The organism is Lactimicrobium sp. (genome assembly GCF_036453465.1).
Classification (GTDB): domain Bacteria; phylum Bacillota_I; class Bacilli_A; order Erysipelotrichales; family Erysipelotrichaceae; genus Bulleidia.
Genome location: NZ_JAZHUW010000054.1, coordinates 1 through 12373 on the forward strand (window position 1 = coordinate 1; position 12373 = coordinate 12373).

General features: G+C 46.6%; 9 protein-coding genes. 4 read left to right on the forward strand and 5 right to left on the reverse strand.

What is annotated here, in order from left to right:
• Window positions 1-336: 336 nt before the first annotated feature.
• Together bsh and SOI44_RS10060 are read left to right on the forward strand one after the other, a co-directional pair.
• Window positions 337-1311: a choloylglycine hydrolase gene (bsh, locus tag SOI44_RS10055; RefSeq protein WP_331349081.1), complete on the forward strand. Its 975-nt coding sequence runs from the start codon at window positions 337-339 to the stop codon at window positions 1309-1311.
• 180 nt (window positions 1312-1491) lie between these two features.
• Complete coding sequence (locus tag SOI44_RS10060) at window positions 1492-2955, forward strand: ATP-binding protein (RefSeq protein ID WP_331349082.1); 1464 nt, start codon at window positions 1492-1494, stop codon at window positions 2953-2955.
• Window positions 2956-3095: 140 nt separating this feature from the next.
• Here the strand turns inward: SOI44_RS10060 and SOI44_RS10065 are convergent, their stop codons facing one another.
• Both SOI44_RS10065 and SOI44_RS10070 read right to left on the reverse strand, forming a co-directional pair.
• Window positions 3096-3779: a transaldolase family protein gene (locus SOI44_RS10065; RefSeq protein WP_331349083.1), complete on the reverse strand. Its 684-nt coding sequence runs from the start codon at window positions 3777-3779 to the stop codon at window positions 3096-3098.
• A gap of 19 nt (window positions 3780-3798) precedes the next feature.
• Entirely contained in the window at window positions 3799-6210 is a 2412-nt protein-coding gene (locus SOI44_RS10070; protein WP_331349084.1) for a glycyl radical protein, read from the reverse strand.
• A 184-nt stretch (window positions 6211-6394) separates the two neighbouring features.
• Between SOI44_RS10070 and SOI44_RS10075 the strand changes: the two genes are divergently transcribed.
• Window positions 6395-7306 carry a glycyl-radical enzyme activating protein gene (locus SOI44_RS10075; protein WP_331349085.1) on the forward strand — a complete coding sequence of 304 codons (912 nt, stop codon included), beginning with the start codon at window positions 6395-6397 and terminating at the stop codon, window positions 7304-7306.
• A gap of 12 nt (window positions 7307-7318) precedes the next feature.
• Entirely contained in the window at window positions 7319-8068 is a 750-nt protein-coding gene (locus tag SOI44_RS10080) for a DeoR/GlpR family DNA-binding transcription regulator (protein WP_331349086.1), read from the forward strand.
• A gap of 65 nt (window positions 8069-8133) precedes the next feature.
• Here the strand turns inward: SOI44_RS10080 and SOI44_RS10085 are convergent, their stop codons facing one another.
• From SOI44_RS10085 to SOI44_RS10095, 3 genes are all read right to left on the reverse strand, one after another.
• Complete coding sequence (locus SOI44_RS10085; RefSeq protein WP_331349087.1) at window positions 8134-10026, reverse strand: ABC transporter ATP-binding protein; 1893 nt, start codon at window positions 10024-10026, stop codon at window positions 8134-8136.
• Complete coding sequence (locus tag SOI44_RS10090; RefSeq protein WP_331349088.1) at window positions 10019-11794, reverse strand: ABC transporter ATP-binding protein; 1776 nt, start codon at window positions 11792-11794, stop codon at window positions 10019-10021. The genes SOI44_RS10085 and SOI44_RS10090 overlap by 8 nt, the downstream gene beginning before the upstream one ends.
• Window positions 11795-12015: 221 nt before the next feature.
• Window positions 12016-12373, reverse strand: a 358-nt coding sequence (locus SOI44_RS10095) for a transposase (RefSeq protein WP_331349089.1), incomplete at its 5' end; no start/stop codon positions are given.

The window sequence follows — 12373 nt, forward strand, 5'->3', positions numbered from 1 at the left end:
GATAGTAAACATACTGATAACCGCGAACAGATTTAATAGAAATTTTACCCTTATCAGAAGGAATTTTAACTCTTGAATTAAGATACATAGCAGCCTCGCTGGTGGTATAATTATCCCACTAGTATTATACCACCAGAGCATAAAAAAAGAGTGAATTTCTTCGATAAATACTGGAGAAATTCACTCTCAGAATCTGCCAATCTCAATGTGAGGGATAATTTTTCTGGAAGTTAAGATTATATCTTTTTCGTATCATCTGTAACGATATTATCTATCTGATTGCAGTGTACTATAATATAGGAAGATGCTGTGCATTCTATGAAGGAGGCAAACGTTATGTGCACATGTGCAACATATCATACAAAAGATCATTACTTTGGCAGAAACCTTGATCTTGAGTTTTCTTATCAGGAGTCTGTCACCATTACACCGCGCAATTTCCCGCTGCCATTCCGTACCAAAGAGATATTGACAGCCCATAAGGCACTGATCGGCATGGCTTTTGTCTGCAACGGCTATCCCTTGTATTACGATGCCACCAATGAAGACGGTCTCTCCATGGCCGGGCTGAACTTTGCTGGCAACGGTTATTTCCCGGAACCTGTTCATGATGGCAAAGATGAGATTTCGCCATTTGAATTCATCCCCTGGATTCTGGGACAGTGCAAAGATGTCACAGAGGCAGAAGCACTTCTTAACAAGATCCGTCTTGTCAACATACCTTTCTCCAAAGAACTGCCGATTACACCATTGCACTGGATGATCACAGATTTCAATCGTTCGATTGTTGTCGAATCCACTAAAGACGGCCTGCATGTCTATGACAATCCGGTTGGTGTCATGACCAACAACCCGACGTTTGACAAGCAGCTGTTCCGCCTCAATGATTACAGAAATGTATCCGCCGCTTCTCATCCATCCGCCTTTGGTAAGATCAATCTGGATGAATACAGCCGCGGCATGGGCGGCATCGGCCTGCCGGGTGATCTTTCCTCCGGAAGCCGCTTTGTCAAAGTAGCTTTCACCAAGCTGAATTCTGTTTCAGCAGACGATGAAGATTCTTCTGTCAGCCAGTTCTTCCACATCCTTGGCTCCGTAGAACAGCAAAGAGGCTGCTGTGATCTGGGTGATGGCAAGTATGAAATCACCATCTACTCTTCCTGCTGCAACATGGAAAAAGGCATCTACTATTACCGCACCTATGACAACAGCCAGATTTCAGCCGTGAATATGCACCATAAAAACCTGGACGGTAATACACTGGCAAGCTATCCACTCGTCACAAAACAGCAGATCAATAATATCAATTAAGACAAACAGGAGCTCTGTGCACATGGCACAAAGCTTCTTTTTTAGTGAAGTAGTGTAGATGTTAGTGAAGCTTAGTGTAGTTTACAGTGAAGTTCAGTGTAGTTTTTAATGAAGTTGAGTGAAGTTTTACTTTACTGCATCATTATTTTTCCTTAAAATTTGAATCAGAGGTGAATGCCAATGTACATTGAAGAGCTCATTCCCGGGGTCAATCTGGAAGACAAAAATACAGAGTTTAAAGGCATTATCAAAGAAGGAAAGGATGAAAAGGGAAAGCAAGCGGAAATCGGCTGGCTGAAAACCCTGTGTGCTTTTGCCAATACGGACGGAGGAAAACTGTACGTTGGGGTTGAGGATAAAACGCATAAAATCTGTGCCTTGGATCATCTGACTGCAGATCAGGTGATCCGCATGGTCTACCGACAGGTTAAAGAAAAGGTAGAACCGGGACTCGGTCTTGACATCAGATCTATTCCTGTCAGTGGTGAAGCACAGACACGCTATGTCATTGAAATCAGTGTTTCTCCAGGTAAGAATCTTCCAGTGGCACTGCATGAAAAAGGCCTTCTTGGTATTTATATCCGTAATTACGGCCAGACCCAGACAGCATCACCTGAGCAGATCCGGGATCTGGTACTGATGAGTGAGCAAATTCCCTTTGATCAATCTTTTACGGATGAAATATATCACCCTGAAGATTTCAGTAAGCTGCTGTCTCTGGTTAAAGAACGTAAATGGACCATCAGTGAAAAGCAGTTGATTTCCATTGGCTTCATGTCACAGGATAAACATCTTTCCCGCGGTGCACTGCTTTTTAAAGACAATTACAGCCGCCAGGATACAGAAACCGTATGTACCTTCTGGCCGCAATATACAAAAGGCAGTGATATCGTTCTTGCCCATCAGGAGCTGAAAGGAAATCTGCTTGACATTATTCATGATGCCATAGCCTTTGTAATGGATCATTCTGTAAATGGATTCCGCAAAGAATCCACGACCCGGGTTGCATATTATTCCTATCCGGAAAGATCCGTTACAGAAGGCATTGTCAATGCCGTCGGGCACCGCAATTATTTCATCTCCGGCACACAGGTGGAAGTGAATATCTTCAAAGATCGTTTGGAAATAACTTCTCCCGGCTCGCTTCTGGGTGTCAGAAATCTGCAGCACGAAACAAATATCGCATCCATCGTGCCGAGGAGACGGAACGAAGTCATATGTGCTGTTCTCGAGCTCTGCAAATATATGGAGAAGAAAGGGTCAGGCTTTGACAAAATTGAAGAAGATTACCAAAGTGCCGATCTGAATCATAAACCTTATATTTCCGCTGACGGCTCATCCTTTACACTCACCCTTCCTGATCTGACATATCAACAGGGAGCCATCAGTCAGAACAATGACAGAATTCCAGAAGTTTATTGTGATATTCTGACAACAGGTAAAAATGATCTGGCAATTCTTGGTTTCACCTTTCGCCAGGCCAAAACAATAAAAGAGATTGCTGAATATCTGAGCATCACGCCGTCTACATATTTCAGGAAAAACTCAATCGCCCGTCTTGTCAAAGCTGGGCTTCTGATCGAGCATCCTGGTGATCGTTCTGCAAAATATCAAAGCAATCATGCACTGGTCCATCAGAAATAACCGCAGCGCAATCATCATGCAATATGAAAAACAGGAGCCGCGTACAGATTATACAAAGCCCCTGTTTTTCGATGAAGTAGTGTAGTTCACTGTGAAGTTGAGTGTAGTTTTCAGTGAAGTGCAGTGTAGTTTTGCTGTTATCAGTCCAGATCTGACATGGCAGTGCAGCCTGTCAGTTTCTGGAAATCATTGATGAAGTCCTGAACAGCACCATCAATGGCAGCGTTTTTAACAAAGCCGTCAATGACCGATGGCGCTGCTGTGGCAGCACCTACGCCATATTTACATAATTCCATGACCTGCTGAGAATTCTTGAAGGATGCAGCAAGCACCATGCAGTCATCCATGTGATTCTTCGTGAGAATATCATGGATTTCTTTAGTTACAGCAATACCGTCATAGCCCATGTTATCAATACGGTTGACATAGGGTGCCACATAGCTGGCACCTGCTTTGGCCGCAAGATAAGCCTGCATCGGTGTATAGACAACCGTTCCACATGTTGAAATACCTTCCTTCTTCAACATCCGGATGGCCTTGAAGCCCTCTGGAATACTGGGAATCTTGACAACCGTATTCTTTTCACCAATCAGATCCACGATCATATGAGCATCCTTCACCATACCCTCTGCACTTAATGCCACAGCCTGGGCAAACAAAACCTGATCCTCACCAATGAAAGCCCGGATTTCTTTTAATACAGTGCGGGGATCTTTTCCTGTTTTGGCAAGAATGGAAGGATTGGTTGTCACCCCATCCACCGGATACAGATCATAAATTCTTTGAATCTCATCAAGATGTGCATCATCAATCATCAGTTTCATATCCATTGCCTCTTTTCTCTTACAATGACTGCTCGGTTCTGCCGATAATATCATCCTGTGTCTTTTTGCTTAATACATTGAAGAACGCACTGTAGCCAGCCACCCGTACGATCAGGTCCTTATGCTTTTCCGGATGTGCCTGCGCATCCAGCAACGTTTCTCTTGAAACGATGTTGTACTGGACATGATAGCCATGCAAGCGGTTGAAGAATCCGGCGATCAGCATCTCCAGCTTCTGTCTGTTCTCTGCCTTTGCCAGCATGGAAGGCGTCATCTTCTGATTCAGCAGTACACCGCCGGTGATCTTTTCAGTTGGCAGCTTGGCAACCGACTTGAACACAGCCGTCGGGCCGTTCTTATCCGCATTATGAGCAGGTGAGCATCCTTCCGCCAATGGCTCCCATGCCTTTCTGCCATCCGGCGTTGCCCAGGTACCCATGCCCTGGCCGACATTTGCCGAGATGGAAGAAGTGCCGCCATAGCGGATCCCGCCGATCGGACCTCTGCCATAGCGCGTATTGTGATACTTTCTGATCTCATCCAGATAGGAATCATAGGCATCCACCACAAGCTGATCCACACTGTCATCATCATTGCCATACTTCGGCGCATCATGAAGCATATCCTGAATCTTTTGAGAAGCAGGCGAAGAGAAGTTGTCGAGAATCGCATCCCACAGCTGTGCCGGTGTGATCTTCTTTTCCTCAAAGACAAGCTTTTTGATGGCTGCCAGAGAATCTGCCATGTTGGCAATGCCTACCTGCAGGCCGGAGATAAAGTCATAGACAGCACCGCCTTCTTTGATGGTCTTGCCACGGCCAAGACAGTCATCTGTCAAAGTAGAACACAGGATGTCCGGCACATCTCTCTCACTTGCCTTATCAATCGCATTTTCCACAATCACCGAATACCGTGTCATTTCCCGGACCGTCTTATCCCAGGCATCCATCAGCTGTTCATAACTTGTCATGTCCTTGAAATATCCATAGCCTTTGGTAAACCGTTTTCCACTGGTCAGATCCACGCCATTATTCATCGCACATAACAATACACGCGGGAAGTTGATATAGCTCATCCCCGTGCAGCGGTATCCCCACTTGCCTGGCACTGCCGTTTCCACACAGCCGATGGCCGAATAGTTATACGCATCTTCTTCCTTAACACCCCATTTGATGAAGGAAGGAATGATCACTTCATCATTGTTCAAAGCAGGCATACCAAAGCCAAGCCGCATGACTTCAATACATTCATCCATGAACTTCTTGTTCAGATTGTGATGCCATCTGACCGTGAGGTTAGGCTGGGTGAGACGTGTCTGAGCCACTGACTGCAATACGAGGAAGCTCAGTTCATTGACGGCATCCTTATGATCCACTGTCTGACCGCCGATCGTCACATTCTGATACATCGGCGAACCAGCTGAAGAAAGGGTATGGGCCTGAGAGCGTACCTTATTGATTGTCAGTGTCTTGATCCAGAGGCAGGTCAGCAGTTCCAGTGCCTGTGCCTTTGTCATCCGCTCATTCTGAAGATCATGCATGAAATACGGATACATGTACTGATCAAAACGGCCATAGCTCAAAGAATGTCCGTTGGATTCAATCTGCAGAACAAGCTGGATAAACCAGACAGACTGCACGGCTTCCCAGAACGAAGAAGCCGGCTCATAGGGAACCTTTGCACAGATTGCACTCATCTGTTCCAGTTCTTTTTTACGGGAGGGATCGCTTTCCTTTACAGCCATTTCTTTGGCAAGTCTGCTGTAGCGCAAAGCAAAGCCATGCACGGCATCAATGGCAATCAGAACTGCTTTATAAAACACATTTTTATCAATGGCATCCGGATCCGTCAGATCAAGTGCAGCCTGCAGCTTTCTTGCCCGATCTTCATATCCTTTCAATCCCTCTTTCAGCAGTCTCTGATAATTGACAGCCAGATGGGCATCGCCGGCATTGAGCTTACCCTCCATGCCAAACACACCGGTCTCCATAAACACACTCACTTCATCCGGCAGTAAGGCTTCTCCACGGGCACGCAGATTGTTATTCTGCCAGAACGGTGCAATCTCACGCAGCTGCTGCTTTGTCTTTTCGGTAATATAGAAAACATCCCCATCCCGCTTTTCAAACAGATCCAGCTCATCTATCACAAACTGCATCGTATATTCCGGAAAGATCGGTGCATTGCGGTTCTTGGATGCCTGGTTGCCAGCCAGCAGCGTTTTATCCTCGATATAAATTGTCATATTCTCAAGAATCTTTTTCAGCATCAAAGCACGCATCATCACCCGCGGCTGATTCTGGTTCTCTTTGTAAGCCTGCGTAGCCAGAATCGCTCTTTCGGCATCGATATACGGCTTTTCATCCAGCACTTCCTCACGAAATGCCTGCATGCGGTCTGTCAGTCTGCCGAAATGTTCACTGTTTTCCATACCTGCCTCCTCTATAGTTTCATATGAAACTATTTATTATTTTGTACGCAGATATATGGTAGCTGATTCTGCATATTCAGTCAATGATATTTTCAAGGTAAATCATAATAACTTTCATTCGTAATATTTTATTTGAATAAAAAGATATCTATGTTAGGATTTTATAAGAAACAGGAGATCAGATATGTCGGCTGACCGCAGTAAAACAGGAGTTGTCTTCAACATTCAGAAATTCAGTGTCAATGATGGACCAGGTATCCGCACGGTTGTCTTTGTAAAAGGCTGCCCGCTGCACTGTGCCTGGTGTGCCAATCCGGAAAGCCAGAGTACAAAGGTACAGGTTCTCTGGGACCGGAAAGAATGTCTGCACTGTCATCACTGCCTTCAGACATGTCCAAAGAACGCTGTCTTTTTACAGGGTGAATCCATCCGCATCCACCATGATCTGTGTGATGGCTGCGGCATCTGCGTCAAAGAATGTCCGGGCCATGCCTTATCACTGGAGGGTGAAAGAAAGAGTGTTGGGGAAGTCATGAAAACAGTGATGCAGGATCTGCCCTTCTATGAAGAAAGCAATGGCGGCATCACCCTGTCCGGTGGGGAAATGCTGGCACAGCCTGCCTTTGCCATTGAACTGCTGAAAGCAGCCAATGAAGATGGCATCAATACATGCTGTGAAACTACCGGTGCCTGTGATCAGAAGACCTTTGTGGATGTGATCACCCATGTGGATTATGTACTGATGGATCTCAAGCATTATGATGCCAGAAAGCACAAACAATACACCGGCGTATCCAATGAAAACATTCTTGCCAATATGAAGGCTGCCATTGCCATGGGCAAAGATGTACTGCCAAGAATCCCGGTGATTCCCGGCTTCAATGCCAGTCTGGATGATGCCAGAGGACTTTGTGAAGCACTGAAACAGGTTGGTGCACAAAGATGCCAGCTGCTGCCATTTCATCAGTTTGGTGAAAACAAGTATGCCATGCTTGGCAAGGCATATGCGTATGAAAATGTCAAAGCCCTGCATGCGGAAGATCTGCAGGACTATCAGAAGGTATTTCTTGATCATGAGATCAATGCCTTCTTTTAGAAAGGATGCGCAATGAAAAAGAACGAACGTCTGACAGAGATTCTGGAAATTCTGACCAGAGAGAAGAAAGTGGAAGTGGTATCACTGTCCGAAAGACTGGCTGTATCTCAGGTGACCATCCGCAAGGATCTGGATGAACTGGAGGAAAAAGGTGTGATCCGCAGAGTGCATGGCTATGCCCAGCTGTTATCCACGGATAACATCAACGGCCGGCTTGCCTATCACTATGAAGCCAAGCAGAAAATTGCCAGAAAGGCTGCGGATCTCATCCAGGATGGCGATACGATCATGATTGAAAGCGGCAGCTGCTGTGCACTGTTAGCAGCCACGATTGCCAGAGAAAAGAAGAATGTGACCATCGTCACCAACTCTGCCTTCATTGCGGACTATATCCGCCATCTGCCTGTACAGACCGTCCTGCTGGGAGGCATCTATCAGCCCTCTTCCCAATGTCTGGTCGGCCCCATGGTCAAACAGGCAGCCCAGCTGTACAGCGTACATTACTTCTTTGCCGGCACCGATGGCTGGAATGCCATAACCGGCTTTTCCAACAAAGACCAGATGCGCTGTCAGGCTGTCAGAGACATGTCCCAGTCCGCACAGGAAATGGTCATTCTCACTGAAAGTGAAAAGTTCAAAGACAATGTCACCATTGCCATGCACATACCTGATCAGCCCAAAATCGCAATCACCGATGACAGACTTTCTGAAGATATCAAAGCACAGTTAGACAAAGAAGGAATCCAGGTTATCACAGCCTGAATTCCTTCTTTTTGCATATGTAAAAACAGACAGGGGAATCTTCCTCTGCCTGTTTGTAATTCTGCTTATTCAAGCTCAAAAGCACCAGTATACAGCTGATAATACTGTCCCTTCTGGGCAAGCAGTTCTTCATGAGTACCGCGTTCAATGATGCGGCCATGGTCAAGGACAATGATAACATTGGAGTTCTTGACCGTGGAAAGACGGTGGGCAATGACAAATACCGTTCTGCCCTGCATCAGTCTGTCCATACCCTGCTGTACGATCTGCTCCGTACGTGTATCAATGGATGATGTTGCTTCATCCAGGATCATGACCGGCGGATCGGCAACAGCAGCTCTGGCAATAGCCAGCAGCTGGCACTGTCCCTGGGACAGATTGGTGCCGTTTCCTGTCAGCATTGTCTGATAGCCCTTTGGCAGATGGCGGATAAAGCCATCCGCACCAGCCAGCTTGGCTGCGGCAATGCACTCACCATCGGTCGCATCCAGTCTGCCATAGCGGATATTGTCCATGACGGTACCGGTAAACAGCACCGTATCCTGCAGAACAATACCAAGAGAACGGCGCAGATCAGACTTACGGATCTTATTGATATTGATGCCGTCATAGCGGATCTTGCCATCCGGAATGTCATAGAAACGGTTGATCAGGTTGGTGATGGTTGTCTTGCCGGCACCGGTGGCACCGACAAAGGCCACCTTCTGGCCCGGTTTTGCATACAGGGTGATATCATGCAGAACCGTCTTTTCAGGTGTATAGCCAAAGGTCACATCAAAGAAACGCACATCACCTTTCAAAGGGGTGTAGGTGACAGAACCATCGGCCTGATGCGGATGTTTCCAGGCCCACATATCCGTCTTCTCATTTGTTTCCTCAAGCACGCCATTCTTTTCCGTCGCATTGACCAGGGTGACATAGCCTTCATCCTGTTCCGGCTGCTCATCCAGCAGGTCAAAGATACGCTCAGCACCGGCAAGGCCCATGACAATGGCATTGATCTGTGGTGAAATCTGCTGGATATTGCCGGCAAACTGACGGGACATGCCAAGGAATGGCACCACCACGGCAATGGAGAACGGCAGTCCGGAAATAGAGAAATTCGGGACATTTTTCTCAATGAAGATACCGCCGGCCACTGCCACAAACACATAGATGATGTAGCTGACATTGTTCAGAATCGGCATCAGAATATTGGAGTACTTGTTGGCATTGCGGGATGCCACAAACAGTTCCTCATTCACCTTGTCAAAGTCTGCTTCGGCAGCCTTTTCATGGTTGAACACTTTGATGACCTTCTGGCCATTGATCATCTCTTCAATGAAGCCCTCCGTCTTGCCCACATATTTCTGCTGGGCAATGAAGTAGCGGGCCGACTTGCCGCCGACCTTTTTGGTGATGATGATCGAAACAATGGAGCCGATGATAATGACAAGTGCCATCGGAATGCTGTAATACAGCATGATGCAAAGAATCGTAATCAAAGTAATAGCACTGATCATCAGCTGCGGGAAGGACTGGGAAATCATCTGCCGCAGAGCATCGGCATCATTGGTATAGTGCGACATGATATCGCCATGCTTATTGGTATCAAAGTAACGGATCGGCAGAGACTCCATGTGATTGAACATGGTAATCCGCATCTTATGCAGAGATCCCTGGGTAATGACTACCATCAGCTGGTTATAGGCAAAACCGGCAATCAGGGAAATGGCATACAGAATGCCAAGAATCAGGCACAGATGCAGAATCTGTCCGGATACCTGGCTCCATTCCAGACCATTGGTCCAGGCATCTTGCAGAACGGCAATCACCTTCTGCTGGAAGATACTTGGAATGGAGGAAATGACCGCATTGACAACGATCAGAAAGATAACAAATGGCAGCAGTTTCGGGAAGAAACTGAACTCCATCTTAATCAGGCGCTTTACGGTCTGGCCAACACTCTTCTTATGCATTTGCCACAGCCTCCTTGGAACCAGCTGCCACTGTTTCGGTGCCAGCCTTGTTCTGTGATGTATAGACTTCCTGGTAAATCTTGTTTGTCTTTAACAGTTCTTCAGAAGTACCGATAGCATTGATCTTGCCATCATCCAGGACAATGATGCGGTCTGCATCTTCCACAGAAGATGTACGCTGGGCAATGATGATCTTGGTTGTTTCCGGAATATATTCCTTCATTGCCTTGCGGATCAAAGCATCTGTCTTTGTATCAACCGCACTGGTCGAATCATCCATGATCAGGATCTTCGGCTTTTTCAGCAGTGCTCTGGCAATACACAGACGCTGCTTCTGACCACCGGACACGTTGGTGCCGCCCTGCTCAATGCGGGTATTGTAGCCATCCGGGAACTGATTGATAAACTCATCTGCACAGGCCAGATGACATGCCTGTTTGATCTCTTCATCTGTGGCATTCGGATTGCCCCAGCGCAGATTGTCCGCAATCGTACCTGAGAACAATACGTTCTTCTGCAGAACCATGGCAACAGAATCACGCAATACCTTCAGATCATAGTTGCGTACATCTTCCTTGCCCACTCTGACCGTACCTTCGGTCACATCATACAGACGCGGAATCAATGAAACCAGAGAGGATTTGGAAGAACCCGTGCCGCCGATGATACCAATGGTTTCACCGGATTTGATGTGCAGGTCAATATGATCCAGCACATGGCGGTCCGCCAGCGGATTGTACTTGAAAGCGACATGGTCAAAGTCAATCGAGCCATCCTTGACTTCCATCACCGGATGTTCCGGCGATGTCAGTGTGCTCTTAGCCTTGAGCACTTCAGCAATACGCTCGGCACTCTCGGCAGAGAAGGTGATCATGACAAAGATCATGGACAGCATCATCAGGGAAACAAGAATCTGGAAGGAGTATGTCAGCATCGTTGACAGCTGGCCGACATCAAATGCCTGACCATGGGAAACAATGACAGTTCTGGAACCAATGGACAGCACAAACAGCATGACCCCATAAATAGCAAACTGCATCAGCGGGTTGTTCCAGGCAAGAATGCGCTCTGCCTTGGTAAAGATCTTCTGAATTTCCTGGGAGGCATGGTCAAACTTCTTTTCTTCATAGTCTTCCCGCACATAGGACTTCACTACCCGAATGCCGGTGACGTTCTCTTCCACCGATTCATTCAGGGCATCATACTTCGGGAAGCCTTTGCGGAACAACGGCATGGCAGCTTTAGCCACAATATACAGGCCGACGCCAAGGAACGGTATGACAATCAGGAAGATAAAAGCCATCTTGCCGCCCATCACATAGGCCATGATGAAGGAGAAAATCAGATTCATCGGGGCCCGGACAGCGGTACGGATAATCATCATGAATGACATCTGTACGTTATTGATATCTGTCGTAAGTCTTGTCACAAGCGATGCCGGTGAAAACTGGTCAATGTTGGCAAATGAGAAACCCTGGATGTTGTAGAACACATCATGGCGCAGGTTTTTGGCAAAGCCACAGGCACTGTCAGCACAATAGACACCGGCCAGCCAGCCGCAGGCCAGTGACGCAAAGGCCAGCAGCAGCATCTTCCAGGCATAGCCCATGATCACACTCAGACCGGCACCGGCCTTGATGTCATTGACAAGCATGGCAATCAGATACGGAATCATGGCTTCACATACCACTTCACCCGTGACATAGATCGGCGTCAGGATGGTTGCCCGCTTGTACTCACGCAGACTTTTCAGCAGTGTTTTAAGCATAAATACTCCTTTCCCTATATAAATACATCATACAGCCGCCTCTTCCTAAAGAAAAAGCGGGGATCAGAATCATCAATCAATTCCCCACAAAGACTGCGAACAGTATTGTAAGTCAACTGATCACTAAAAGTCTATCATTATTTGTAGTTAGCTATCTAACGTTCTGATATTCTCTTTCACAAAAAGAAAACGTTTAATTAACCCACTTGGGTAGAAGCTTCTTAATTTTCCGCATGAACAGTGAATAAATGCTCTTCCTTTAAACTCTTCCTGGTGATGTGGCAGTGAAACCACTTGATTGTGCCTATCAGTTTCTCTGATTTTTCACTGCTGCCCATTTCTTTCAGCCTTCTCATGAAGATAAACAAAGCCATGTATCTGTTCAGATACTTGGTGGCTACCCCACGGTAGTAGGCATAGATCCTCTTGATCATTGAATGAATGGAATTCACTGTGTTCAGATGCTCAACTTTGTTATAGCTTTCATGTCCGACCAGATGCTTTACCTTGCACTCTGCTGTATTTGCCAGATCGTTGTAACAGGTGGCACCATCGACGTACACAATGGATCCTTTCTCA

Bases quoted from the DNA above. Each gene is read 5' to 3' on its own strand.
- bsh (WP_331349081.1), top strand. From the start codon at position 337: ATGTGCACATGTGCAACATATCATACAAAAGATCATTACTTTGGCAGA.
- SOI44_RS10085 (WP_331349087.1), bottom strand. From the start codon at position 10,026: ATGCATAAGAAGAGTGTTGGCCAGACCGTAAAGCGCCTGATTAAGATG.
- SOI44_RS10070 (WP_331349084.1), bottom strand. From the start codon at position 6,210: ATGGAAAACAGTGAACATTTCGGCAGACTGACAGACCGCATGCAGGCA.
- SOI44_RS10090 (WP_331349088.1), bottom strand. From the start codon at position 11,794: ATGCTTAAAACACTGCTGAAAAGTCTGCGTGAGTACAAGCGGGCAACC.
- SOI44_RS10080 (WP_331349086.1), top strand. From the start codon at position 7,319: ATGAAAAAGAACGAACGTCTGACAGAGATTCTGGAAATTCTGACCAGA.
- SOI44_RS10065 (WP_331349083.1), bottom strand. From the start codon at position 3,779: ATGAAACTGATGATTGATGATGCACATCTTGATGAGATTCAAAGAATT.
- SOI44_RS10060 (WP_331349082.1), top strand. From the start codon at position 1,492: ATGTACATTGAAGAGCTCATTCCCGGGGTCAATCTGGAAGACAAAAAT.
- SOI44_RS10075 (WP_331349085.1), top strand. From the start codon at position 6,395: ATGTCGGCTGACCGCAGTAAAACAGGAGTTGTCTTCAACATTCAGAAA.